Origin of the sequence: Halomarina ordinaria (assembly GCF_030553305.1) — an archaeon.
Classification (GTDB): domain Archaea; phylum Halobacteriota; class Halobacteria; order Halobacteriales; family Haloarculaceae; genus Halomarina; species Halomarina ordinaria.
In genome coordinates this window covers 211509-234703 of sequence record NZ_JARRAH010000003.1, presented here as the reverse complement: position 1 = coordinate 234703, position 23195 = coordinate 211509, and the positions used below count along the sequence as shown (strand labels likewise).

Sequence of the window (23195 nt, the reverse complement as noted above, 5' to 3'; positions counted from 1 at the left end):
GGGTGTCCCGGGCGACGAGACCGCTAGAAGTAGCGGTCGGCGATGCGGTCCGCGGTCCGCAGCGCGAGGGCCTGCCCGCTGTTCGTCGGGTTCGGCCCCCCGACGCCGTTGGCCAGCGCGGAGTGGTCGGCGACGAACAGTCGGTCGACGTTCTTCGCCTCGGCGCTCGCGTCGAGGACCTCGCCCATCCGCATCGACGACTGCATGTGCAACAGGAGCGGCGGCCAGTCGCACCGGTGGACGTGCTCGGCGCCGGCCGCACGGTGGATGCGGGCCGCGATGCGGGAGAGTTCGTCGCGCTTCGCGTCGTCGTCCGGGTGGGGTTCCCACCGCACCTTCGGGACCGCCCCGTGTTCGTCGGCGAACGTGGTGTCGAGCGAGACGCCGTTGTCCTGTCGCGGCAGGTCGTCGGTGAGGACGAGCAGCGCTTTCGTCTGGCGGTAGTCGGACATCCGTCGCTTGAGTTCCTCGCCGACGACGTAGCCGCGGGTGTCCCACGGCTCGTCCGGGTCGACCGGCGTGTCGAAGCTGTAGCCGGCCTGGCTGAACAGGTAGTCGGCGTACGACACCAACCCGGGCGACATCCCGATGTCCTCCATCCCGCCGACGCCGGGCTTGTCGAACCGGACGGCGGAGTTCTGCCCGACGTACGGGTCCATGTGCTCCCCCTCCGGGTTGATCTCCGTAATGGTCTCGTCGTCGTAGACGCCGACGATCCAGTCGAACCAGTGGGTCGTCAGCCCCTTCCCGACCCAGCCGTCGTCCGGCAGGCCCGCGTTGAGCCAGAGCCGCGGCGTCTCGATGCAGCCCCCCGCGAGGACGACCACGTCCGCCTCGACGGTCTGGGTCCGGCCGGACCAGCTGTCGCGGAAGGTGACGCCGGTCGCCTCCAGACGACCGGAGCCCTCGACCGTCTCGACGTCCGTGACGTAGGCGTTCGGACGGAGGGCGACGTTCCCCTTCGAGGGGTCCTCGTTGGTGTCGAGCGCCCGGGGGACGTAGCCCACGTTGCTCGACTTGCGGGCCTTCTCGCGGACCGGGGCGTCGACGGGCGTCGAGGACCCCTGGAAGTGGTCGCCGACGAGCGTGTCGCCCCGGAAGCCGTCGTCGTAGCTGAACGAGCCGTCGTAGTCGGCGTCCAGCGGGTCGCCGGTCGACGTCTGCCGACCGGGCACCTCGACGGCGTTGGCCTGCGGTCGCCAGCCCGTCTCGGTGACGTTCGACGTCTCGATGAGGGGGTAACCCGCGTTCGTCGCCCCCTCGATGAACACCTCCTCCTTGCCGGTCATCGGTGCCTGCTGAGTGCTCGTCAGCTCCTCGTTCAGCTGGTAGTACGGGACGAGGTCCTCGTAGTCGATGGGCCAGTGGGGCTGGTCGTTGAACGCCGTGGGGTAGCCCCGCGGGTGGTTGGCGAAGTAGTGCAGCGAGGTGCCGCCGACGGCGCCGACCTGCCAGATGAAGGCGTTCTGGTGGAGGTTGCGGAACCACGGTGCCCGCGAGTGGTCGGCCGGCCCGACGCGCAGGTAGCCGTAGGTGGGGTCGTTCGCGTCGGCCTCGCGGTGGGTGAACTGCTCGTCGAGCAGTTTCCCGTCGAGGTCGTCGGGGTCGGTGCTGATGGTCCCGCCCGCGTCGGCGTGCGGTTCGGGCCACTGCTCGTTACCGTGCCACGGCCCACCCTCCAGCACGAGGACGTCGAGGCCGTGGTCCTCGGCGAGTTTCCACGCGGCGGCCGGACCGTCCGCGCCGGCGCCGACGACGACGACGTCGGGGTCCCGCATCACCGCTCACCTCCGATACCCTCGATGACGTCGTCGCCCGTCAGGTCCTCCGGGAGGTCGAGGTCGTCGACGTCCGGGTCGTCGAACCCCCCCTCGACGGCGTGGCGCCAGTTCGCGGCGTGCCCGGGGGCGGGTCCCGGGTAGCCGCTCTGGGTTCTGCTCTGGACCTCTCCGGGGGGCTTCTGCATCTCCCGTTCGGTCGGCGTGTTCGTCTTCGTCTCACCGAGGCCGGACCACTCCGTGTAGTAGCCGAAGCCGTGGAGGCCGTTGACGGCCATCACGACGTACTTCAGGATGCCCACGTCGGGCACCAGCGGCGACAGCAGGTCGTCGAGGCGGTCGACGACGCCGTCGTCGACGATGGTCCAGAGGCACCGAAGCCGGTCCTCGGGCGCGAGCGTGGCGAACGTCCCCCCCGCCGGGAACTTCTCGTTGGGACCCGCCGGCTCCTGGTTCTTCCCCTGGGCGAGGAACTCGGCCGCGACGACGTCGAAGACGAGCGTGAACGCCGGCGCGTAGGGGTAGTTCTGGAGCACCCGCTGGTACTCCTCCGTCTCCGTCTCGACGGTGACCTCGAACTCCGCCGCGCCGTCGGCCTCGGCGTCGACGAGCGAGACGTCGACGCGCTGGGCGGCGCCGAACGTGAGGTGGTCCTCGAGGGCGTCCGCGTTCAGGTCCAGCCCGAGGAGGTCGAGGAGGTCGAGGTCCGCGAGGTCGAGCAGCGCGTCGAGGGGCGAGCCGGCCCCGGCCGTGTCGAGCGTCGTCTCGAGCAGGTCGACGGGCATCGCGAGGCCCGACGGGTCCGTCTTCTCGGTGACCAGTTCCGTCCGGATCTCCTGGAAGTGGTTGAAGTCCCAGATGAGGAACTTCTCCAGTTCGACGTCGAGCCCCCCGGGGACGTGCTCCGAACCGAGTTCGTCCCCGAGCGCCGGCGTCCGGGGGATGATCGCGTCGACGATCGCCCGGTACGTGTCGGCCGTGTGCGGGTCGCTGTACAGCGGGTTGTTCGTGGCCGCCCGCGCCTCGGCCACGGTCGCGTTAGACATCGAGAGCACGGCGAGCCCACCGATACCTTTCATCATTCGCCTCCGGGTCAGGGAGCCGTCGTTGGAGTCTTGCATGGTCGTCACTCGTTGGTCCACGTCAACAACCGGCGGTCGACTTGTTGGCGAACCGTACGTCACCCAATACAGTAGTGACAAAATAAACCTTCGTAACGGGCAGAAAAATTATATTCGAGGAATGATACGATAAATAGTGATATTCCGAAGAATAGCTTCAGAACGACTCGTGACGCAGAAATTTGCGTTTCAGGAAGTTCACAACTGTCGCTCGTCCGGGGCGTCGAGTTCGGTATCCGAACTGACAGAATCTGGGAAATCGGCCCGAGAGATGGCCGGCGTTCGGGGCCGTTGTCCCACATCGTCGAACAGAGTTAAGTGCGCGTCGTCCACACGTGATGCATGGACACGGACCCCGACGTCCCCATCGAATCGGTGAAACGCTCCTACGCGGTGGTCGACGCGATACGGGAGCGAGAACGGGCGGGCGTCACCGAACTGGCGAACGCGCTCGACCTGCCGAAGAGCACCGTCCACAACCACCTGCGGACGCTCGACGCGCTCGGCTACCTCGTCCGCCGCGACGGACGATACCGACTCAGCACCCGGTACCTCCACCTCGGGCGGGAGTCGCGCAACGGGAACGACGTGTTCCTCTACGGCCGCGAGGAGGTGCGCTGCCTCGCCGAACGGTCGAACCGGTACTGTCAACTGGTCGTCGAGGAGAGCGGCCGGGGGACGATACTGCTCGCGACCGGGTGGCACTACGAGGACCTCCCGCCGTCGGCCCGGCACGTCTACCCGACCCACGAACACCTCCACACCAACGCCCCGGGGAAGGCCATCCTCGCGCACCTGCCGGACGACCGCGTCGCCGACATCGTCGCCCGGCACGGGCTACCCGAGCGCACCGACCGAACGATAACCGACGAATCAGCCCTCGACGAGGCGCGAGCGACGGTCCGCGAGCGAGGTTACGCGGTCGACAGGGGAGAGATGATACCGGGGATGGCGGGCGTCGCCGCCCCGATAGCGACCGACGGGCGGGTCCACGGTGCGGTCGCCGCCTACGGGTCGGGCGCCGAGATGGGCCCGGCCATCGAGGGGGACCTCCCGACCCTCGTCCGGGAGGCGGCCGACGGCGTGCGGGCGGACCTCACGTTCGCGGCGCTCGAGTGACGGGAGCCGTCGTGAGGTAGGACCGAACTGACGGCGAGCGTCCCACCATGTGGGACGTGTGTAGCCGGACGCGAGCGCGTCGAGCGCCACGTCGCGACACGGGCGAACCGAACGCGCAGAGTGAGTCCTTTATGATATGTCAGCAATCGTTGGAAAGACAGTTGCGCTCGGCGTCGGTCTCCGTCGTATGAACTTCGCGAACGTCGTCGACCTCGCCGCGAGGGACGTCCCGGGGAAGCCGGCGACGGGTGACGCCGGACGGCTCCTGACGTACGCGGCGCTGTCACGGCGGACGAACGCGGCCGCGAACGCGTTCGCACGCCTCGGTGTCGACCCCGGCGACCGCGTCGCCGTCTGCCTCGACAACCGCCTGGCGTTCCTGACCGCGCACCTCGGGGCACTGAAGCGCGGCGCCGTCACCGTCCCGGTGAACACGCAGTTCACCGACGCGGAGGTGCGGTACGTCCTCGACGTCAGCGACGTCTCGGTGCTCGTCACGGACGAGGCGTTCGCGTCGGTGGCCGACGCCGTCGACGCGACGCTCACCGTCGACGGGAGCGCGGGGGACGACTACCGGAGCGCGCTGGAGGCGGCCGACGACGAGGCGACCGTCCACCCGCGGCGAAGCGACGAACTCGCGGAGATACTCTACACGAGCGGGACGACCGGCCGACCGAAGGGCGTCCGCCACACCCACGGCAACGTCGTCGCCAACGCGATGGGTATCGTCACCGCCCTCGGATTGACGCGCGAGGACGTCGGGCTGACGGTGTGTCAGTGTTTTCACGTGACCGGCCTCAACGTCACCACGACGCCGCTCCTCCTCGCGCGCGCGGAGAACCGCGTGCTCCCGGCGTTCGACCCCGACCGCGTGTTCTCGACCGTCGAGACCGACGGGGTCACGTACGCCTTCTTCACGCCGAGCATGGTCATCGACCTCGTGGAGGACGGCGGCGCGGCCAGCTACGACCTCTCGTCGCTGTCGACCGTCGGCGTCGGCGGCGCGCCGATGCCGAAGGGGCGGTTCGAGGAGGCGGAGGCGACGCTCGGTTGTCCGGTCCTCGAAGGATACGGGATGACGGAGACGACGCCGCTGGCCGCGTTCAACCGTCCGGACACCCCTCGGAAGCCGGGCAGCGTCGGTCCGCCCGCCCGCGAGGTCGTCGCCCTTCGCATTGAGGACCCCGAGACGGGCGACGCCGTCGCGCGGGGGGAGCGCGGGGAACTCCTCTGGCGCGGCGACACGGTGACGCCCGGGTACGAGCGGCGGCGCAACGACGCCGCGGCCTTCGTCGAACGCGACGGCGAACGGTGGCTCCGCTCGGGCGACGTCGGGCGACTGGACGAGGACGGCCACCTCTTCGTCGTCGACCGGCTCGAAGACATGTTCACGACCGGTTGTGCCGACGTCTCCCCCCGGGAGATAGAGGAGGCCCTCTACGAACTCGACGCCGTCGGCGGGGCGGCGGTCATCGACACGCGCGACGACCTCAAGGGGGCGGTCGTCACGGTCGTCATCACGCGGACCGACGACGACCTCACCGCCGAGCGGGTCCGGGCAGTCTGCGACGAGCGCCTCGAGGACCACGAGGTCCCACAGCGCGTCGAGTTCGTCGAGGAGATACCGACGACCGCGACCGGGAAGGTGGACCGCGTCACCCTCCGGGAGGCGTACGGTAACCTCCGGTCGCGCTGAGACGCCGATACCGGGTCACTGAACGGCCAGTATCTCCCGGTAGCGGTCCCGTATCGTCACGGTGCTGACGCCGCTCGCCTCGCTCACCTCGGCCTGCGTCGTCTCCGTGTTCGTGAGGCGAGCGGCGGCGTAGAGCGCCCCGGCCGCGAGCGAGAGGGGGCTCTTCCCGCTGTGGACGTTGTGGTCGGTCGCCACCTCGATGAGGTCGCGGGCGACGTGTTCCACCTCGTCGTCGAAGCCGAGCGCCGAGTGAAAGCGCCGGAGGTAGGTCAGCGGGTCGGCGGGGGCGACGGCGAGGTCGAGTTCGCGCACCACGTACCGGTAGGCGCGCTGGATGCGGAGGCGCTCGACGCGGCTGACCGTCGCCAGTTCGTCCAGACCGCGGGGGCTCTCGGTCTGACGCGCCGCGGCGTAGAGGCAGGCGGAGGCGACCCCCTCGATGCACCGACCGGGGAGGAGGTCGTTCGACAGCGCCGTCCGGTAGAGCGACGCGGCCACCTCCCGGGTGGCGCGGGGCAACCCGAGCGCGCTGGCCATGCGGTCGACCTCCCCGAGCGCCTGCTTCAGGTTGCGTTCGTGCGCGTCCTTCGACCGGAACCGCTCGTCCCAGGTGCGCAGGCGGTTCATCTTCGCGCGCTGCCGGCCGGAGAGCGTCTGCCCGAAGGCGTCCGCGTCCTTCCAGCCGATGGTGGTCGACAGCCCGCGGTCGTGATACCGGCCCGTGACCGGGGCGCCGACGCGACTCCTCGTGTCGTCGTCCACCTCGGGGAACGTTCGCCACTCCGGCCCCGGGTCGACGCGTTCCGTCTCGAGGACCAGTCCGCAGTCCGCGCACGACCGGTCGGCGCGACGCTCGTCGGTCGTCACGCGCCCGCCGCACTCGGGACAGGCGTCGGGTCGCTCGTCGACCCGGTCGCGCTCGCGTTCCCCCGTGGTCTCCGACCGACGACGCGACGACTCGGAACTCGCTCCCTCCCGTACCCGCTCGATGTGCGTCTCCATGCTGGGTGACACCGTTGCCCGCGCTTCGGACGCGGGGGACAAGTCGACGGCCACGGTTCCCACGCGATGAGAACCGCCGAAGGGGAGCGATTGTGCGGGCCGTCGTTCGAAGGTATCGAGACGGAGCGGAGCGGGGGGAGCCCCGACGGTTCGACCACGAGGTGCGACCACGAGAGGAACCCCGTACCGGTCGAGAGGGCCCGCGCTACCGCTCGTCGCTCTCCCGGGCGGGGGTCCGCCATCGGAGGACGACCGTCCACTCCTCCTCGCCGCCCTCGACGGCGGAGTACTCCTCGACGTCGACCGCCTCGGGCGGACGCAGGGGAGCGACCCTGGTCGCGGTCGCGGCCCCGTTCGTCGACACCGCCCATCGGTCGTGGCCGGTCAGTCGGCCACGGAGGGTCCCGAGGTACGCCGCGAGGTCGTCGCGACCCAGCGTCGTCTCGCGGGCCGGTGCGGTCTCCGTGGCGCCCCGGCCGACGCCGCCGGCGACCCCCGTCGCGTGCCCGCCGACGACCGCGTTGATGACCGCGCCGAGCAGGAGCACGAGACCCGAGAAGTACAGCCACGTGATGATAATGATGACACCGCTGAAGAAACTCGTCGACCCACCGCCCTTGAACACGAGGTAGACCTGGAAGAGCGACTGGAGTACGGCCCAGCCGACCGCCGCGACGACGACGCCCGGCACGACCTGTTGCCACGTCAGGGCCGTGTCGGGGAAGACGTAGTACATCGGGAAGAACGCGAGCACCAGTCCGAAGACGAGCACCACCGGTGCGAGGACCCCGAGAAAGGGGACCGCGTCGGCGAACGACGCGAACACGGCACTCAACCCCGCGGTGGCGACGCCGGCCGCGATGAGACCGCCCAGCACGACGGCGCCGTCTTTCATCTGGTCGGCGAACGAGTTGTCGTCGTCGGTCTCGTAGATCTCCGAGAACGCGGTGTCGAGGCCGCGGAATATCTTCAGCGACCCCCAGACCAGCACGACCAGTCCGACCGCGGACGCGCCGGCGGCCGTCGACCCACCCTCGAAAATCTGGGTGACGGTATCGGCGATGGGCCCCGGGAGCGACCCCTGGGCGATGTCGACGATGCGGGCCTCCAGGCCGCCGCCGAGCACCGTCACGACCAGCAGCAGGAGCAGCAGCAATGGCGCGAGCGAGACGAACGCGTTGTACGCGATGCCCGCGGCCATGAACGTGACGTTCTTCTCGGAGAACTCGGACGCCACCTGTCTGCCTGTCGTCGTGACCGTCGAAAGGCTGACCATGGGGAGAGGAGGGCGACTGGCGGCAAAGACCTGCGCCCGGCTACCGCATGCAGACGCACGTCCGGTCGGTGCCGGGCGAGCGGGCGACTACCGTTCGCCGGACGCGCCCTCCCTGTAACCCAGCAGTCCCGCCCGTACCGTGGTCCGCACGATACGGAACGCGGCGACGGCGAGTCTGGTCGAGAGGACGAGCCATCCCAGCGTCAGGAGTAGGTCTCCGCCGTCCCACTCGCCGGAAGTCGGCGCACCGCTCGTCAGCGCTGCGCCGACGAGGAGCAGCGCGAGTCCGAGCCAGAACGCCTCGTCGCGTTGCGAGAGCGCGAGAAGCGTCGGGGCACTCATACTCACACGTCGTACTGTAATCGATATGAATGTTCGTCCGGAGCGACGTGTCTCGGGGCGAACGTCGGCGGGACGGGCCGCCCGGCCTCACTCGCTCGTGGGCGCGCCCACGTCCCGTTCGGCGGGTCGGGGGAAGTTGTCGATGGTCGCCGCGCGGAAGCCCGCCTCGTCGAACGCGTAGTCGTCGTCGAGGACGTCGAGGACCGTCTCGACGTCCCGCATCGCGTTCTTCAGGCAGGTGGACGCGCCCGGCGACGGCGTGATGTTGAAGACGATGCCGTCGCCGGTGATGGTCGCCTCGCCCATGTCCAGTTCCCTCGCCTCGGTGTCGACGATCTGGGGCCGGATGCCGCCGTAGCCCGTGGCCCGTTCGATGTCCTCGACCTCGACGGTCGGGACGACCTTCTGGACGTGCGGGAGGAACGCCCGCTTGCCGACCACCGGGAGGTCGTAGACGACGTTCCGGAGGACGTACGGCAGGAGGATGGGGTCGGCGAGGACGTTGGCGTAGCTGAGCATCGACTCCGCGTTCAGCCCGAAGACGTCGAAGAAGTCGGAGACGGTCGAGAGGCGGCCCCGTTCGAGCGCCGGGACGACCTTCGCCGTCGGGCCGAAGCGGGTGGTGGAGGGGTCGTGGACGTCCGCGTCGCCGTGGACGGCCGCGAACGGGAGTCGCTTCATCTGGAGGGTGTACACCTTCCCGTTCAGGAGGTCGTCCGCGAGGAAGAAGCTCCCCGCGACGGGAAGCAGCGAGAGGTCCTCGCCGTAGCCCATCTCCTTCGCCAGCTGGAGGCTGTGGGACCCCGCCGCGACGACGGTGGCGTCCGCCGCGAAGCGCCCCCGGCCGGTCCGGACGGTGAACCCGTCACCGCGCTCCTCGATACCCGTCACCGCCGTCCCGAGGTAGACGTCGACCCCCTCCTCCTCCTGTGCCGCCCGGACGAACGACGTCGCCGTCGCGCCGTAGTCGACCACGTAGCCGTCGGGCGTCTGGAGCGCCAGCAGGTCCGTCCCCGGGTCGCGTCCCTCGACCACGCCGGGTTCGAGGTCCGCTATCTCCTCGCGCCCGATGGCCCGGAGCTTCGGGAAGAGGTCGCCGAACCCCTCGTCGTGGTAGCGCGACTCGAGTTCCGCCACCTCCCTGTCGCCGACCGCGAGCACCATCTTGCTCCGCTTGCTGTGGAGGTCCCGGTCGGGGTCCGCGTTCTCGAGGTAGCCCGCCAGCAGTTCGGCGCCCTCCTTGACCTCCTCGGCCTTCTCCAGGGAGTAGTTCGTCTCGATGTCCCCGAAGTGGAGGGTCTGTGAGTTGTTCGTGTGGTGGGAGTTGACGGCCGCGAGTTCCGACTCCTTCTCGACGAGCGCGACGTCCTCGATGTCCGTGAACTTCGCCGCCGTATAGAGCAGCGACGCCCCGCTGATACCCCCGCCGACGATGATGAGGTCGTATTCTCTCGACATGTGTGGTGGTGAGGCCGTACCCGGAGGTCGGGGGCGGTCGTTAATTCCCTTTTCATACGCGGGGGCCGGGAATCGGGAACGGTGGGCACGGCGGGGCGACACGACCCGGCAGATTCCGCCGGCGAACCCCCACACTTGACGGCGACGTCCCAATGGACCGTATGTCGGACACCATGCGTGCGGCGGTCGTCCCGGAGGCCGGAGCCGAGTTCGAACTCGTCGAGCGCGAGGTCCCCGACCCGGGCCCCGGGGAGGTCCTCGTGGAGGTGGACGCCTGCGGCATCTGTCACAGCGACGTCTTCACGAAGGAAGGGACCTACCCCGGCGTGGCGTACCCGCGCATCCCCGGGCACGAGGTGGCGGGGCACGTCGCGGCCGTCGGCGAGGACGTGACGACGTGGCACGAGGGCGACCGCGTCGGCGCCGGCTGGCACGGCGGCCACTGCTTCACCTGCGAGCCGTGTCGTCGTGGGAAGTTCCTCCAGTGCGAGAACGCGGACATCACCGGCCTCACCTTCGACGGCGGCTACGCCGAGTACGCCGCCGTCCCGGCCGAGGCGCTCGCGCGCATCCCCGACGACCTCGCGGCCGTCGACGCCGCGCCGCTGCTCTGTGCCGGTATCACCACCTACAACGCGCTGCGCAACAGCGGCGCGCACGCCGGTGACCTCGTCGCCGTCCAGGGTATCGGTGGTCTGGGCCACCTCGCGCTCCAGTACGCCCACGCCGCGGGCTTCGAGACGGTCGCCCTCTCGCACAGCCCCGACAAGCGCGACCTGGCGCTCGACCTCGGCGCGGACCACTTCGTCGACACCGCCGAGGAGGACCCCGCGGCAGCCCTGCAGGACCTCGGCGGCGCGCGCGTCGTCCTCGGGACGGCGCCGTCGAGCGACGCCATCGAGTCCGTCGTCGGCGGCCTCGGCAACGACGGCGAACTGGTGGTCGTCGGCGTCCCCGGCGACCCGGTGAGCGTCGACGTCCAGTACCTCGTCGGTACGCGCGGCGACGTCGGCGGGTGGGGGTCGGGCCACGCCCGCGACTCGCAGGACACCCTGGAGTTCAGCGACCTGCGCGGAATCGCCCCCCGGACGGAGACGTACCCGCTGGCGGAGGTCTCCGCGGCGTACGACCGGATGCTCTCGAACGACGCCCGGTTCCGCGTCGTCCTCGAACCCTAACCCGGGTCGTCGAACGACGCCGGGTCGGGCGCGACGCCGGAAGGGGTGTCGCGGTCAGTCGTCCTCGGCGCGCTGTCTGGAGACGCTGTCGGGGTCCTCGTACTTCGCGGCGCGGCGCTCGTGGATGTCCTTGATGGCGTGTTCGGGCGGGACGTCCATCGCGGGGTTCTCGTCGAAGAAGTTCACCGGCTCCAGTTTGAAACTGGCGAGGTGGGCGGGGAGGATGGGCCAGTCCTCGGGGCGGTCGACGTGGTTCACGCCGAGGGTGTACCAGAGGACGATGTCCTCGCCGTCGAGCGAGCGGTCGGCCTCGGTCCACTCGGGGAGGCCCGCGCCGCCGGCGTGCTGGTTGGGGTACTCGCCGGCCGGGAAGCGCTCGTCGGGTCGGTAGGGAGTCGCCCACAGGTGCTTCGAGATGAACGTCGCGCGCTCGTTGACGCTCGAATCCAGTTGCGCGCACGACTCGACGTTCTCGCCGGGGACGAGGCGGTAGCCAACGGGGCGGTCGAGGGAGTTCGTCCGTTCGGGGTTCTCTATCTGCCAGTACCGTCCCTTGCGCGAGTCGATGAGGTCCTGGGCCTCCTGTTCGCTCGCCAGTTGCACCTTCTCGGCGTAGAAGGCGGCGCCGGTCGGGTTCACCTCGCCGGTGTCCTCGACGCCGTTCCACGTGATGTCCGCGTTCGGCCCCTTCGGGATGGGCCGGTTCTGCCGCCGGTAGAGTTCGTTCGTCCGGCCGTCGATATCCACGTCGAGACGGAAGTTGAAGAAGTGCTGGTGGACCATCCCCTTCACGTGGGGGGCCATCATCTCGTAGTAGCCGGGCGGTTGCTCCTCGCCGGGCGCGACGAGGCCGTTGCTGTTGATGCCCGTGAGTCGGACTTGCGGTTGCATCGAGCCGTCCTGGTAGAAGTACCAGTTGAACTCGTAGTCGTAGTTGCCGACGGTGGCGACGAAGGAGACGACGAGCCGTCGCGAGCGGCGCACCTCCGTGTTCTCGGTCCGCCAGTCGGTGTGCTTCCAGAGCGTACCGAAGTCCTCCTCGTGGACGCAGACGGCGTTGGGGACGACGTTCACCTCGCCGGAGGCGTCGTTCATCACCGCGTCGAAGTAGTGCATGTAACCGAGGCAGTCACAGCCCTCCATGAGCGGGTTCGCCAGGCGGCCGATGTTGTACTCGCCGACGTCGAAGGCGTTCTTCCAGTTGTGGTTCGGGTCCGGGTCGCCGTAGGGAACGGACATCTCGACGCAGGAGGCGCGGTTGACGACCGAGCGCACCTCGCCGTCGTCCTCGTAGCCGATGTCGTGGAGGACGAGGCCCTCGCGCTGGGTCCACCCCACCCGCAGGTGCCACTTCTGCCACTCTATCTTCCGGCCGTCGACCTCCCAGCTCGGCCCCTCCGGCTGGTCGACGTTGTACGGCTTCAGGTCCGTCCGCAGGTCGCGCTCGGACTCGCGGTAGGGGGCGTCCTCCAGGTCGTTCACCACGTCGTCTATCTTCGTCCCCCGGTCGAGCACCTTCACCACGGTCATCTCGTCCAGGTCGACCCAGGCGTGGATACCGTCGAGGGGGCGGGCGTAGCCGTTGTCCTCCTCGCTCGTGCGAATCCACGACATCGCGTGGGCGAGCCTGCGCTCCCGGTCGACGTCGTCGGGAACGAGGTGGTGGCCGGCCGACCAGGGGTCGACGATGGCGAGGTCGAAGTCCTCGACGCCGCGCTTCGCCGCCGCCTCCCGCCACTCCTCGTTCGCCTTGACCACCCGCTCGCACTCGTCGAACTCCTCCAGGGTGATGGAGGGCTGGACGCCGGGGACCTCCTCCCACGAGACGACCGTCTCCCCGTCGAGCGAGACGACCGCCTCGTACGTCGTCCGCGCCTCGCGGTCGCGGACGATGACGAACGCCCGGCGGTCGACGGACTCGTCCTCGGCTTCGTACGCCGCGAGGTCGTCCTTCGCGGGTTCGTCGAGGACGATCTTCACGTACCGACTCTCCGGTGCGACGTCGCGCGCGTCCTCGAGGAGTTCGCGCGCGGCGGTTATCTCCTCGCGCGTCAACGGGTCCAGCGGATGGTCGACGCGGCTTCGAGTTTCTGTCGCCATGACGTCCAGATACGTGGATGGTTCCCACAAGTAACTTCGCCTCCTGTTAACAGGTACCGTGAATTATCGTCAGCCCGGGCCGTTCGCACGGGGGCCGACCCAGAAGCGGGGGTCGATGTCCCGGAGCCATCGCTTCGCCGACCGGACTCTTCCGTTCACCGGGACAGTACCCGTTCGTGACCGTTCGTCGACACGTTTTCGGGCCGGGGGGTGGTAGGTCCGGGGCATGGCCGTTCGAGAGCGGGGAGGCGACGGACTGTCGCGACGCGCGTTCGTCCGGGGGACGCTGGGCGTGGGAGCACTCGGCGGGGCGGCGAGCGCGAGTGCGACGGGAGAAGCGAGCGCCCAGGCGGGCAGCGAGACCGTCGACATGACCGACGAACTCGTCTTCGACCCCGAGGAACTCAGCGTCGCACCCGGGACGACCGTCACCTGGGAGAACGTCGGGACCGTGGGCCACTCGGTGACGGCGTACGAGGACGAGATACCGCCGGCGGCGACCTACTTCGCGAGCGGCGGCTTCGAGGGCGAGGAGGCGGCGCGGGACGCCTATCCGGAGGGTGACGTCCCGGGCGGCGAGCGTTACGAGTACACGTTCGAGGTCGAGGGGGTGTACGACTACTTCTGCATCCCGCACGAGTCGGTGGGGATGGTGGCGACGGTGGAGGTGACGGCGGGGGGTGGGGGCGGTGACGAGGAAGAAGGGGTCATCCCCGGCGTCCCGAACGCCGCGCGGACCATCGGCCTCGCGCTCGCCGCCCTCGTCGCGGGGTTCGTCGGTCTGGCCTACTTCTTCCTCAAGTACGGCGACGACTACGAGGGCGAGTGACGGTCCACAACGAGGGACGCACGCGCGCGGTGACGTCGCCGCAGGGCTATTTGCCGTCGAGGCCCACCCACCCACCGATGACCGACGTCACCACCACACGTCTCGACGAGGACCGAACGCGGAGGAACGGCCGCGAACGGGCCGCCGCCGGAGGACGACGATGACCGACGAGCGCACGCGAACACTCGAACTCCCGGTCGAGGAGGCGTTGCTCGACGCCCTCGCGACGGAGGCGCGGACGCTCGGGTTCGACGACCGCGAGGCGTACGTCCGCTGGCTGCTCGGCCGCCGCGACGAGGTCGTCGAGAACGCGGACCGGGAGGGGACCAGGGAGGTCGTCGAGGGCCTGACCCCGACGGAGAGCGAGTTCGTCGAGGAGTACGTCGAGGGCCACGACGCGCCCGGCGGGGAGTACACCGACGAGTACGCCCGCGCCGAAGGGTGGTCCTCGCCGCTCGACGCCCGGGTCAGCGCCCTGGAGAAACGGGTGAAGGCGCTCGAAGCGCGACGCGACCGGCCGTCGGACCCGAGCGACGGGGAGGCGAACCAGGGGGAGTGAGCCCGGTCACGACTCCTCTCGGGACGTCGTGAGCCGTTCGGCGCCGCGCTCGAAGTGCGAGAAGTCGGGGTGGTCGACGACGAGTTCGTCGAGTCCACGGAGACGTGACGCCGCGGCCCGGGCCATCACTTGATTTCGGTGCGCGACGAACGCTCGGACGATGGAGCACATCGAATTCGTGTACACGATGGGGATGGACGAGGCCGACGTCGAGCGACGACTCCGCGACGCCGAGGCCGGCGTCCTCTCGCTCGCCGACGGGGACGACGCCTACGCCGTCCCCGTCTCGCACCACTACGAGGACGGCTCGGTGTTCTTCCGGTTGAGCGACGACGCGCACAGCGAGAAACTGGCGTTCGTCGAGACCACCCGGCGAGCGTGCTTCGTGGTCTACGGCGTCGAGGGGGCTGACGAGTCGTGGAGCGTCGTGGCGACCGGCACGCTCCGTCCGGTGGAGGGGGCGGCCGCCGAGCGCTTCGACGCGGCCGGCATCAACGACCGCTTCGGCCCGCTGCGCGTGTTCGACGAGGCCATCGACGAGGTGGACGTCGTCGTCCTCGAACTCGACGTCGAGGAGGTGACGGGCCGCCGGACGACCTGAGCCGTCACGCGTCGAGCGTCCGCACCGTCAACACGGGCAGGTCCGACGCCTGGACGACGCGCATCGCGACGCTCCCGACGGCGAGGCGTTCGACGCCGCTGCGGCCGTGCGTCCCGACGACGACGAGGTCGACCCCCTCGCCCGCCGCGTGCGCGAGCAGTTCCTCGTGGGGGACGCCGTCGAGGAGCGCCGTCGAACAGCGGACCCCCTCGCCCGCCGCGCGCGCCCGGACCCGGTCGAGTTCGCGCTCCCCCTGCTGACCGAGGAACTCGCGCAGCGCGACCGAGCGGGCGTGGCGCGTCTCGACGACGTAGGCAACGTGGAGCGTCGCCCCGTAGGCCGCCGCGATGTCCACCGCCTGCGCGGTCGCTCGCGTCGACCCGGGGGTGCCGTCGGTCGCGACGAGGACGTCCTCGTACGCCGTCCGCGGCGTCTCTGTCCCCCGCCGGAGCGTCAGGACAGGGGCAGGCGAGGCACGAACCACGCCGTCGGTCGTGCTCCCGAGGAAGAACCGACGGAGCCGTGAGCGCCCGTGGGTACCCATCGCCACGAGGTCGACGTCGTTGTCGTCGACGTACTCGAGGATGACCCGGGTCGGCGAGCCGTGGGGCACCGCCGAGACGACCCGGAGGTCGGCGTCGGTCTCGCGCGCGCGGGTCTCGACGGCCTCGACGGCCCGCTCGGCCTCGCGCTCTTCGACCTCGTAGACGTCGGCCCACGCCGACTCGTCCCGGAAGTCCTCGCGCGCGTACGGCAGGTCGACGACCGAGAGCGCGTGGACCGTCGCGCCGAAGCGCGACGCGAGCGCGAGGCCGTGGTCGATAGCCGGTACCGCCTCCTCGCTCCCGTCAGTGGGGAGTAACACGTTCTCGTACACGGGCGTCCCTCGCTTGGTACTCAGCCGACGGACGTTTAGTTATGGAGCGGGGCGGCCGGCGGTGACGGTCGGTCTCCATCGCACGGCGCGCGTAATCGGGCCTGAATCGAGGCTGTCTCGACGTGGACGACGACCGCTCGGCCTCACGTCCGCGACCCTCGCGGGGTGTTCGACCCGAACCAGGTACCGAGCGTGAGGCCGTAGACGACGTGCCCGAGGTGGAAGACGAACGCCTCGTCGTCGTCGAGGTCGAGGTGGAGGAGACGGTCCATCAGTACGACGCTCCCGAACGCGGAGAGCAGGAGGCCGTAGCACAGGCCGAGGAGCGACCCGCGCCGCTCGCGCTCGTAGTCGGACTCCGCCTCGATGGCGGGCGCGAGCGCACCGAAGGCGCCCCCCGCGAGGACGCCGTAGACGAGGTGGAGGGCGAACCCCTCGATGGGGTAGTCCTCGGGGGCACCCTCCCCGGCGACGTACAGCGCCCACAGGCGGGCGGGCGGCGGCGGTGCCCGCGAGAGCGGAACGCGAAAGCACGACATCACGACCGTCGCGATGGCCCCCGCGACGAGGCCCGTCACCACGCGCCGGACCGGTCGCCGGTCGAACAGTGCCGCCACGAGCGTCTCGTCGCCGGGGGGTGACGCCGCCCCCGTTCGCGGTTCGGTCCGTGTCGTGGAGAGGAAGTGTCGCACGGGAGGCCGTTTCCCGGGAGCGCCGATAAGGGTTCACCGGGCACGTGCACCGTCCGGGGAGGTGAACCGGCTCAGGACTCGATGTCGTCGACGATGTCGCGGGCGCGGGCCGTCGCCTCGTCCTCGTCGTCGACGGCGTCGACCGGGACGAGCACGCTCTGTAGCTCCCAGTCGTCGTCGCCCGACTCGCGGCCGGTCCGGACCTCGCTGCCGTCGACGACGGACCCCGCGGCGTTCCCGGCCCAGTCGGGCGTTCGAATCTCGTCGAACTCGTCCGGGTCGCGGAACCGCACGTGGTAGTAGTCGTCGCCGCGCTCCGTCCCCTCGACGGTGGGTTCGTCTGTCATCGTCGGACGCTGGACGTCGAGGGACGAAAGGCGAGCGCCGGCGACCGCAAGGGGCCGGGTCACTCCTCGTCCGGCCGCCGCGGGAGGTCCTCGACCGCCGGGCCGTCGAGGACGCGCCCGTCGGGCGCGAAGCGCGAGCCGTGACAGGGACAGTCCCACGACTCCTCCGCCGGGTTCCAGTCGACGACGCAGTCCATGTGGGTACAGACCGCGGAGACGGCGTGTAACTCGCCGCCGCGGTCGCGGGAGACGGCGACGGGCGTCGCGCCGCGCCTGACCACCCGACCCTCGCCGGGCGCCGGCGTCGGCCCCGACCCGGTCACGCCCGCCGCCCACCCGCCGACGAACTCCCGCGTCGTCTCGGCGTTGTGCGAGAGGAGGGTCCGGAGCGCCGAGAGCGAGAGTCGGCGTGGGTCGTACAGCTCCCGGTAGGGGTTCGGGCGGTCGAGGACGAGGTCCGCGAGCAGTCGGCCCGCGGCCGTCCCGTTGCTCATCCCCCATCCGCCGAAGCCGGTGGCGATGTACACCTCGTCGGTGACCGGCCCGGCGCGACCGACGAACGGCACCCCGTCGGGCGTCGAGAGGTCCTGCGTCGACCAGCGGTAGGGGACCGCCTCGACGTCGAAGCGGTCGCGGGCGTAGTGCGCGAGCCGTCGGTAGCTCGCCTCGGGGTCGCCCTGACCCGTCCGGTGGCCCTCGCCGCCGACGATGAGGGAGTTCTCCCGATCCGTGACGCCCGTCCGGAGCGAGCGGGTCGCGTTGCCGCCGACCCGGTAGTACATCCCCTCGGTCGGCGCGTCGCTCGCCTCGACGACGAGCGCGTACGAGCGGTGGGGGGTCAGCCGCGCGAAGAGGAAGCGCCGGTCGCGGACGGGGAAGTGCGTCGCGACGACGACGGCGTCGGCCCGCACCGTCCCGCGGTCGGTGACGACCCGCGGGCGTCCGCCGGGGGCGACGTCGGTCGCCCGGGTGTGCTCGAAGACGCGCCCGCCGGTGTCGACGACGTGCTCGGCCAGCGCGAGCAGGTACGCGCGCGGGTGGAACCGTGCCTGCTCGTCGACCCGGACGGCGGCCTCCACGTCGAAGGGGAGGGGCGTCTCGTCGCCCTCGACGTGGTGGGCCGGGAGGCCGAATCGCCGTGCGGCCTCGACCTCGGCCTCGATAGCGTCGCGCTTCTCCGGGGTCTGGGTGTACGTGTAGGCCGGCGTCCGCGCGAAGTCGCAGACCACGTCGAGGCGGTCGACGCGCTCGGCGACGTCGGCGATGGCCTGCTGGTTCGCCTCGGCGTAGCGCCGGGCCAGTTCGTCGCCGAGGGTGTCGGCCAGGTCGGCGTAGACGAGTCCGTGCTGTGCGGTGAGCTTCGCGGTCGTGTTGCCGGTGACGCCCTCGACGATGCGGTCGCGTTCGACGATGGCGACGCGCTCGCCGGCGTCGACCAGTTCGGCCGCCGCCGTCACTCCGACGATACCGCCCCCGACGACGCAGACGTCGACGTCCGTGTCGCCGGGGAGCGGGTCGTAGGCCGTCTCGGGCGTCGTGTCCAGCCAGACCGACTCGGTCGGTGGCAGTACGTCCCCCTCGCTCGTCGCGCGCGTGGTGTCGTCGGTCATGGGAGCGTCCCGGTGGGTGCTCGGAACAGGTCGTGGTCAACGGCTCCGAGAATAAACACACGGGCGGCAGACGCAAGACGGGCGCCGGGCGCGCGGTCAGTCGTACATCGGCGTCACGGCGTCGAGCGCGTCCAGCAGCCCGTTCGACCCGTTCAGTGCCCGCATCGTCTTCCGGGCCGTCCCGTAGTCGAGGACGATGTCCCGCTCGACGGGAGTGGGGTCCTCACCCGGCATGGTTGGAGGCGACCGGTTGCGTCCCCGGGTCGGGGCGACCACCCGTGACGAAGGACTCGTCGTTCTGACATCGGTGCATATCACGAACGACACGGGCGTTCCCCTTACACGGTCTGCTTGCACGTGTCACGTACCTCGTCGCCGCGCCGAACGGTCACGACGTCGACATGGTTCGTGGAGGGAGATGTCGGAACACCCGGCGACGGGGACCCGTCCGGAGGCGTTATCCGCTCGACCGGACTACGGGTCGACGACATGGGACAGTCACGACGACGATACCTGACGCTCCTCGGAACCGTCGGGCTGGGAACGCTCGCCGGGTGCTCGGGCGTCGACGACGGCACGTCGGGCGGGAACGGGAGCGCGGACGACGGGGAGACCCCGGCGGAGAACGCGTCGTCCGGGAGTGGGTCGGCGGGCGCGTCGGACGCGCCGGGCGAGAACGGGTCGGACGCGAACGAGACGGGGAACGAGACGACACCGGAGGAGCCGCCGGTGGCGCGCTACGACGAGGCGGCGAGCGTCTCGTTCGTCCTCCCGAACGATGGCGGGACGGCCCACACCTCACCGACGGTGCTCGTCGACGCGTCGGGGTTCGCCGTCGAGGCGGCCGGCGAGCGCGTCGACGGGGAGGGTCACCTCCACCTGCTCGTCGACGCCGACCCCGTCCCCGCGGGCGAGCCGATGCCCGAGGACGACGCGCACGTCCACCTCGACGACGGGAGCGTCGAGACGGTGCTCGACCTCGACGAGGGCGACCACGAACTCGTCGCGCAGGTCGCCGACGGCACCGAGCGCGCGACCGACATCACCGACCGGGTCTCGCTCGTCGTGGCGAACGACGCCACGGTCACCGTCGAGACGCCCCCCGACGGCGCCTACCTCGGCCGGCGCGTCGGCGTCGAGTGGGCCGTGAGCGAGGGTGTCTCGCTCGCACCGGCCGGGGGACTCGCACCCAACACCGGGTACGCACACCTCCTCGTGGACGCCGACGCCGTCCCCGTCGGCGACCCCATGCCCGACGGCGAGGACGTCTACCCCGCCGACGACGGCGGGACTCGCCGGACGGTCGACCTCTCCCCGGGGGAACACGAGCTGCGCGTCCAGGTGAGCAACGGTCACGGCCTCGCGACGGCGCTCACGGACAGCGTCACGGTCAGCGTCGACTGAGTGGTGCTCCCGGTCTCGTTCGCGACCGCTCGTGCCACGTCGACGCAGGTTCGATAGCTGTCACGACAGCCAGTCCCGGCGAGAGACGGCACCAGCGACGGTGGCCGTCGTTCGTTACGTCCGTCCAGAACCACCAGAAAACTCATTACAGCGGGGTCGAACGGACTATCCGTCGGTGGCACACGACGACGTGCGAAACGCCCCCGACGGCCCCAAGACAGGTACGGAAGACATCGCAACATCCGCCCGGCCGGCGAGTCGTAGCGTCTCGCCGGCCCTCCGGTTCGCAGGTTCTGACGCCCCCGTCAGAACGAGAGGTGCGACGACGTTCCTGGCATACCGTCGTCCTCCTCGATTCCTCCCTCGTGGAGGAACTCGCAGCGCTCGTCCGTGAGAGAGACGACCCCCTCCTCGACCGTGACCTCGACTTCGACGAGCGTCGCGCCCGCCGCCTTCCCGTCGTCGCAGTAGCCGGTCCGGGCGTCGAACATCGACCCGTGTTTCGGACAGAGTATCTCGCCGTCGCGCATCGCCGCCCCGGACCCGCGGTCGAGGCGCTGGTCGGTCTCGTGCTGGCAAAAGTTCTTCCACGCCGCCACCCCGTCGGCGAGGCGCACGAGGATGACCTCCTCGCGTCCGCCGTCGGCCTCGCGGACGGTGAACAGGTACGACCCGGTCTCCGGGACGTCACTCACGTCGGCCAGTCGCGTCGGGCCAGTCGTCATTCACCCGGGACGACGGGTGGCGGGTGGATGAGTGTTCGGGACGGCGACGGGTCGGCCATCGGTCTCGGGCGACCCACCAGCACGGACCGGCGCGAACACCGGCGAACACGGTCGATTCGAACCGTTCTCCCGCAGGTGCCGGCGTCGAACGCGACCCCCGACGCCAACGAAAGTTAGCGAACACGATAGATTGCTTTGGTGATAGCGAAGATTTCCTCACCCAATTAGACACTCTTAACACGCGACGGCCGTAATTGGTGGGTGATGAGAAAGTCCAACCAGGACTGGTGGCCGAACCGGTTGAGTCTGGATGTCCTCGACCAGAACGGCCGGCCAGTCGACCCGATGGGCGAGGAGTTCGACTACGCCGAGGAGTTCGAGAAACTCGACTTCGAGGCCGTGAAGGCGGACCTCGAGGAGGTCATGACGACCTCCCAGGAGTGGTGGCCGGCCGACTACGGCCACTACGGACCGCTGTTCATCCGGATGGCGTGGCACAGCGCCGGCACGTACCGCACCACCGACGGCCGCGGCGGCGCGTCCGGCGGGACCCAGCGCTTCGCGCCCCTCAACAGCTGGCCCGACAACGCGAACCTCGACAAGGCGCGCCGACTGCTCTGGCCGGTCAAGCAGAAGTACGGCCAGAAGCTCTCGTGGGCCGACCTGATCGTCCTGGCCGGGAACGTCGCCCTGGAGTCGATGGGGTTCGAGACGTTCGGCTTCGCCGGCGGCCGCGAGGACGCCTACGAACCCGACGAGGCCGTCGACTGGGGGCCCGAAGACGAGTGGGAGGCGTCCGAGCGCTTCGAGGCCGAGGGCGAACTCGAGGGGAACCTCGCCGCCACCGTGATGGGGCTCATCTACGTGAACCCCGAGGGACCGGACGGGAACCCGGACCCGGAGGCGTCCGCGACGAACATCCGGGAGTCCTTCGGCAAGATGGCGATGAACGACGAGGAGACGGCCGCGCTCATCGCCGGGGGCCACACCTTCGGGAAGGTCCACGGCGCCGACAACCCCGACGAGCACGTCGGTCCCGAGCCCGAGGCGGCCCCCATCGAGCAGCAGGGCTTCGGCTGGGAGAGCAGCCACGGCTCCGGCAAGGGGGGCGACACCATCACCAGCGGTATCGAAGGGCCGTGGAACACCACGCCGACCCGGTGGGACTCGAGTTACCTCGACAACCTGCTCGACTACGAGTGGGAGCCCGAGAGGGGTCCCGGCGGCGCGTGGCAGTGGACCACGACGAACGACGAACTCGACAACGCCGCGCCGGGCACCGAGGACCCGTCGGAGAAGGAAGACGTGATGATGCTGACGACGGACATCGCGCTGAAGCGTGACCCCGACTACCGCGAGGCCATCGAGCGCTTCCAGGAGGACCCGAGGGCGTTCCAGGAGGCCTTCGCGAAGGCGTGGTACAAGCTCATCCACCGCGACATGGGCCCGCCGACCCGGTTCCTCGGCCCGGAGGTCCCGGACGAGGAGATGCTGTGGCAGGACCCCATCCCCGACGCCGACTACGAACTGGTCGGCGAGGAGGAGGTCGCCGAACTCGAGGAGGCGATCCTCGCCTCCGACCTGTCCGTCTCGCAGCTGGTCAAGACCGCGTGGGCGGCGGCGTCGACGTACCGCGACAGCGACAAGCGCGGCGGCGCGAACGGGGCCCGCATCCGTCTCAGGCCGCAGCGTGACTGGGAGGTGAACGAGCCCGAGCAGCTGGCGACCGTCCTGGACACCCTCGAGGGGATTCAGGAGGAGTTCAACGCGCGCGACGACGACGTGCGGGTCTCGCTCGCCGACCTGATCGTGCTGGGCGGCAACGTCGCCGTCGAGCAGGCGGCGGCGGACGCCGGCTACGACGTCGACGTGCCGTTCGAACCGGGGCGCACCGACGCCTCGCAGGAACAGACCGACGTCGAGTCCTTCGAGGTCCTCGAACCGGCGTCCGACGGGTTCCGGAACTACCTCGGCGGCGAGGACGACCGGTCGGCCGAGGAGCAACTGGTCGACAGGGCCGACCTCCTCGACCTGACGACCGACCAGATGACGGTGCTCGTCGGCGGCATGCGCGCGCTGAACGCGAACTACCAGGGGTCCGACCTCGGCGTCTTCACCGACGAGCCGGAGACGCTGACCAACGACTTCTTCGTGACCCTGCTCGACATGAGCTACGAGTGGGAGCCGCTCTCGGAGTCGGACGCCAAGGACGTCATGGAGTGGGCATCGCCGTCGGACGCCCAGGAGGTCTACGAGCTGCGCGACCGCGAGACGGGTGAGCGCGAGTGGACGGGCAGCCGCGTGGACCTCGTCTTCGGGTCGAACGCCCGGCTTCGCGCCATCGCGGACGTGTACGGGGCCGACGACGCGGAGGAGAAGTTCGTCCACGACTTCGTCGACACCTGGCACAAGGTGATGACGCTCGACCGCTTCGACCTCGAGTGACCTGAACCGCGAGGAGCCGCCGGAACCTCCGACGTT

The 23195-nt window shown here is 70.1% G+C and carries 23 protein-coding genes; 9 read left to right on the top strand and 14 right to left on the bottom strand.

The window, feature by feature from the left end; genetic code table 11:
* Positions 1-23 precede the first annotated feature (23 nt).
* Together P1Y20_RS17095 and P1Y20_RS17090 are read right to left on the bottom strand one after the other, a co-directional pair.
* Complete coding sequence (locus P1Y20_RS17095; protein ID WP_304449921.1) at positions 24-1778, bottom strand: GMC family oxidoreductase N-terminal domain-containing protein; 1755 nt, start codon at positions 1776-1778, stop codon at positions 24-26.
* On the bottom strand, positions 1778-2899 hold the full coding sequence (locus tag P1Y20_RS17090; protein WP_304449920.1) for a hypothetical protein: 1122 nt from the start codon (positions 2897-2899) through the stop codon (positions 1778-1780). Before P1Y20_RS17090 ends, P1Y20_RS17095 begins: the two co-directional genes overlap by 1 nt.
* Positions 2900-3241: 342 nt before the next feature.
* On the opposite strand from P1Y20_RS17090, the gene P1Y20_RS17085 reads away from it, so the two are divergent.
* On the top strand, positions 3242-4018 hold the full coding sequence (locus P1Y20_RS17085) for an IclR family transcriptional regulator (protein ID WP_304449919.1): 777 nt from the start codon (positions 3242-3244) through the stop codon (positions 4016-4018).
* A gap of 187 nt (positions 4019-4205) precedes the next feature.
* Entirely contained in the window at positions 4206-5714 is a 1509-nt protein-coding gene (locus tag P1Y20_RS17080) for a class I adenylate-forming enzyme family protein (RefSeq protein WP_304449918.1), read from the top strand.
* A gap of 15 nt (positions 5715-5729) precedes the next feature.
* On the opposite strand, the gene P1Y20_RS17075 is transcribed toward P1Y20_RS17080, so the two are convergent.
* The 4 genes from P1Y20_RS17075 to P1Y20_RS17060 form a co-directional block, all read right to left on the bottom strand.
* Complete coding sequence (locus P1Y20_RS17075) at positions 5730-6716, bottom strand: transcription initiation factor IIB (RefSeq protein WP_304449917.1); 987 nt, start codon at positions 6714-6716, stop codon at positions 5730-5732.
* A gap of 205 nt (positions 6717-6921) precedes the next feature.
* On the bottom strand, positions 6922-7992 hold the full coding sequence (locus P1Y20_RS17070) for a YihY/virulence factor BrkB family protein (protein WP_304449916.1): 1071 nt from the start codon (positions 7990-7992) through the stop codon (positions 6922-6924).
* An 87-nt stretch (positions 7993-8079) separates the two neighbouring features.
* The gene (locus tag P1Y20_RS17065; protein ID WP_304449915.1) at positions 8080-8334 is read right to left on the bottom strand and encodes a hypothetical protein; all 255 of its coding nucleotides are present in this window, start codon (positions 8332-8334) and stop codon (positions 8080-8082) included.
* Between the two features lie 87 nt (positions 8335-8421).
* Positions 8422-9792 (bottom strand): FAD-dependent oxidoreductase, encoded by a 1371-nt coding sequence (locus tag P1Y20_RS17060; protein WP_304449914.1) that lies wholly within the window; start codon positions 9790-9792, stop codon positions 8422-8424.
* 173 nt (positions 9793-9965) lie between these two features.
* Between P1Y20_RS17060 and P1Y20_RS17055 the strand changes: the two genes are divergently transcribed.
* The gene (locus P1Y20_RS17055; RefSeq protein WP_304449931.1) at positions 9966-10970 is read left to right on the top strand and encodes an alcohol dehydrogenase; all 1005 of its coding nucleotides are present in this window, start codon (positions 9966-9968) and stop codon (positions 10968-10970) included.
* Between the two features lie 54 nt (positions 10971-11024).
* On the opposite strand, the gene P1Y20_RS17050 is transcribed toward P1Y20_RS17055, so the two are convergent.
* The gene (locus P1Y20_RS17050; protein ID WP_304449913.1) at positions 11025-13070 is read right to left on the bottom strand and encodes a primary-amine oxidase; all 2046 of its coding nucleotides are present in this window, start codon (positions 13068-13070) and stop codon (positions 11025-11027) included.
* 226 nt (positions 13071-13296) lie between these two features.
* Between P1Y20_RS17050 and P1Y20_RS17045 the strand changes: the two genes are divergently transcribed.
* Positions 13297-13899, top strand: a complete 603-nt coding sequence (locus tag P1Y20_RS17045; RefSeq protein WP_304449912.1) for a plastocyanin/azurin family copper-binding protein — start codon at positions 13297-13299, stop codon at positions 13897-13899.
* Between the two features lie 160 nt (positions 13900-14059).
* The gene (locus tag P1Y20_RS17040; protein WP_304449911.1) at positions 14060-14458 is read left to right on the top strand and encodes a hypothetical protein; all 399 of its coding nucleotides are present in this window, start codon (positions 14060-14062) and stop codon (positions 14456-14458) included.
* Between the two features lie 6 nt (positions 14459-14464).
* Here P1Y20_RS17040 and P1Y20_RS17035 read toward each other — a convergent pair whose 3' ends face one another.
* Positions 14465-14629, bottom strand: a complete 165-nt coding sequence (locus tag P1Y20_RS17035) for a hypothetical protein (RefSeq protein WP_304449910.1) — start codon at positions 14627-14629, stop codon at positions 14465-14467.
* On the opposite strand from P1Y20_RS17035, the gene P1Y20_RS17030 reads away from it, so the two are divergent.
* Positions 14619-15059: a pyridoxamine 5'-phosphate oxidase family protein gene (locus P1Y20_RS17030; RefSeq protein WP_304449909.1), complete on the top strand. Its 441-nt coding sequence runs from the start codon at positions 14619-14621 to the stop codon at positions 15057-15059. The two genes, P1Y20_RS17035 and P1Y20_RS17030, sit on opposite strands and share 11 nt — an antisense overlap.
* 4 nt (positions 15060-15063) lie before the next feature.
* Here the strand turns inward: P1Y20_RS17030 and P1Y20_RS17025 are convergent, their stop codons facing one another.
* From P1Y20_RS17025 to P1Y20_RS17005, 5 genes are all read right to left on the bottom strand, one after another.
* Positions 15064-15936, bottom strand: coding sequence for a universal stress protein (locus P1Y20_RS17025; protein ID WP_304449908.1), 873 nt, complete (start codon positions 15934-15936; stop codon positions 15064-15066).
* 143 nt (positions 15937-16079) lie between these two features.
* A complete protein-coding gene (locus tag P1Y20_RS17020) occupies positions 16080-16628 on the bottom strand; it encodes a hypothetical protein (RefSeq protein WP_304449907.1) in 549 nt (182 codons plus the stop codon).
* Between the two features lie 71 nt (positions 16629-16699).
* Entirely contained in the window at positions 16700-16975 is a 276-nt protein-coding gene (locus tag P1Y20_RS17015) for a hypothetical protein (protein ID WP_304449906.1), read from the bottom strand.
* Between the two features lie 59 nt (positions 16976-17034).
* A complete protein-coding gene (locus tag P1Y20_RS17010; RefSeq protein WP_304449905.1) occupies positions 17035-18585 on the bottom strand; it encodes an FAD-dependent oxidoreductase in 1551 nt (516 codons plus the stop codon).
* Between the two features lie 96 nt (positions 18586-18681).
* Positions 18682-18819 carry a hypothetical protein gene (locus P1Y20_RS17005; protein ID WP_304449904.1) on the bottom strand — a complete coding sequence of 46 codons (138 nt, stop codon included), beginning with the start codon at positions 18817-18819 and terminating at the stop codon, positions 18682-18684.
* Between the two features lie 255 nt (positions 18820-19074).
* Here P1Y20_RS17005 and P1Y20_RS17000 point away from each other — a divergent pair, with 255 nt between their 5' ends.
* On the top strand, positions 19075-19989 hold the full coding sequence (locus P1Y20_RS17000; protein WP_304449903.1) for a DUF4399 domain-containing protein: 915 nt from the start codon (positions 19075-19077) through the stop codon (positions 19987-19989).
* A gap of 305 nt (positions 19990-20294) precedes the next feature.
* Here the strand turns inward: P1Y20_RS17000 and P1Y20_RS16995 are convergent, their stop codons facing one another.
* The gene (locus P1Y20_RS16995) at positions 20295-20714 is read right to left on the bottom strand and encodes a Rieske (2Fe-2S) protein (protein ID WP_304449902.1); all 420 of its coding nucleotides are present in this window, start codon (positions 20712-20714) and stop codon (positions 20295-20297) included.
* Between the two features lie 27 nt (positions 20715-20741).
* On the opposite strand from P1Y20_RS16995, the gene P1Y20_RS16990 reads away from it, so the two are divergent.
* Both P1Y20_RS16990 and katG read left to right on the top strand, forming a co-directional pair.
* Positions 20742-20891, top strand: a complete 150-nt coding sequence (locus P1Y20_RS16990; protein ID WP_304449901.1) for a hypothetical protein — start codon at positions 20742-20744, stop codon at positions 20889-20891.
* An 87-nt stretch (positions 20892-20978) separates the two neighbouring features.
* Entirely contained in the window at positions 20979-23159 is a 2181-nt protein-coding gene (katG, locus tag P1Y20_RS16985; protein WP_304449900.1) for a catalase/peroxidase HPI, read from the top strand.
* Positions 23160-23195 lie beyond the last annotated feature (36 nt).

Coding starts and splice junctions, on each gene's coding strand:
- P1Y20_RS17000 (WP_304449903.1), top strand. CDS start 19,075: ATGGGACAGTCACGACGACGATACCTGACGCTCCTCGGAACCGTCGGG.
- P1Y20_RS17055 (WP_304449931.1), top strand. CDS start 9,966: ATGCGTGCGGCGGTCGTCCCGGAGGCCGGAGCCGAGTTCGAACTCGTC.
- P1Y20_RS17085 (WP_304449919.1), top strand. CDS start 3,242: ATGGACACGGACCCCGACGTCCCCATCGAATCGGTGAAACGCTCCTAC.
- P1Y20_RS17040 (WP_304449911.1), top strand. CDS start 14,060: ATGACCGACGAGCGCACGCGAACACTCGAACTCCCGGTCGAGGAGGCG.
- P1Y20_RS17050 (WP_304449913.1), bottom strand. CDS start 13,070: ATGGCGACAGAAACTCGAAGCCGCGTCGACCATCCGCTGGACCCGTTG.
- P1Y20_RS17080 (WP_304449918.1), top strand. CDS start 4,206: ATGAACTTCGCGAACGTCGTCGACCTCGCCGCGAGGGACGTCCCGGGG.
- P1Y20_RS16995 (WP_304449902.1), bottom strand. CDS start 20,714: ATGACGACTGGCCCGACGCGACTGGCCGACGTGAGTGACGTCCCGGAG.
- P1Y20_RS17005 (WP_304449904.1), bottom strand. CDS start 18,819: ATGCCGGGTGAGGACCCCACTCCCGTCGAGCGGGACATCGTCCTCGAC.
- P1Y20_RS17030 (WP_304449909.1), top strand. CDS start 14,619: ATGGAGCACATCGAATTCGTGTACACGATGGGGATGGACGAGGCCGAC.
- P1Y20_RS16990 (WP_304449901.1), top strand. CDS start 20,742: ATGAGTGTTCGGGACGGCGACGGGTCGGCCATCGGTCTCGGGCGACCC.
- P1Y20_RS17010 (WP_304449905.1), bottom strand. CDS start 18,585: ATGACCGACGACACCACGCGCGCGACGAGCGAGGGGGACGTACTGCCA.
- P1Y20_RS17065 (WP_304449915.1), bottom strand. CDS start 8,334: ATGAGTGCCCCGACGCTTCTCGCGCTCTCGCAACGCGACGAGGCGTTC.
- P1Y20_RS17070 (WP_304449916.1), bottom strand. CDS start 7,992: ATGGTCAGCCTTTCGACGGTCACGACGACAGGCAGACAGGTGGCGTCC.
- P1Y20_RS17060 (WP_304449914.1), bottom strand. CDS start 9,792: ATGTCGAGAGAATACGACCTCATCATCGTCGGCGGGGGTATCAGCGGG.
- P1Y20_RS17075 (WP_304449917.1), bottom strand. CDS start 6,716: ATGGAGACGCACATCGAGCGGGTACGGGAGGGAGCGAGTTCCGAGTCG.
- katG (WP_304449900.1), top strand. CDS start 20,979: ATGAGAAAGTCCAACCAGGACTGGTGGCCGAACCGGTTGAGTCTGGAT.
- P1Y20_RS17015 (WP_304449906.1), bottom strand. CDS start 16,975: ATGACAGACGAACCCACCGTCGAGGGGACGGAGCGCGGCGACGACTAC.
- P1Y20_RS17045 (WP_304449912.1), top strand. CDS start 13,297: ATGGCCGTTCGAGAGCGGGGAGGCGACGGACTGTCGCGACGCGCGTTC.
- P1Y20_RS17090 (WP_304449920.1), bottom strand. CDS start 2,899: ATGCAAGACTCCAACGACGGCTCCCTGACCCGGAGGCGAATGATGAAA.
- P1Y20_RS17035 (WP_304449910.1), bottom strand. CDS start 14,629: ATGTGCTCCATCGTCCGAGCGTTCGTCGCGCACCGAAATCAAGTGATG.
- P1Y20_RS17095 (WP_304449921.1), bottom strand. CDS start 1,778: ATGCGGGACCCCGACGTCGTCGTCGTCGGCGCCGGCGCGGACGGTCCG.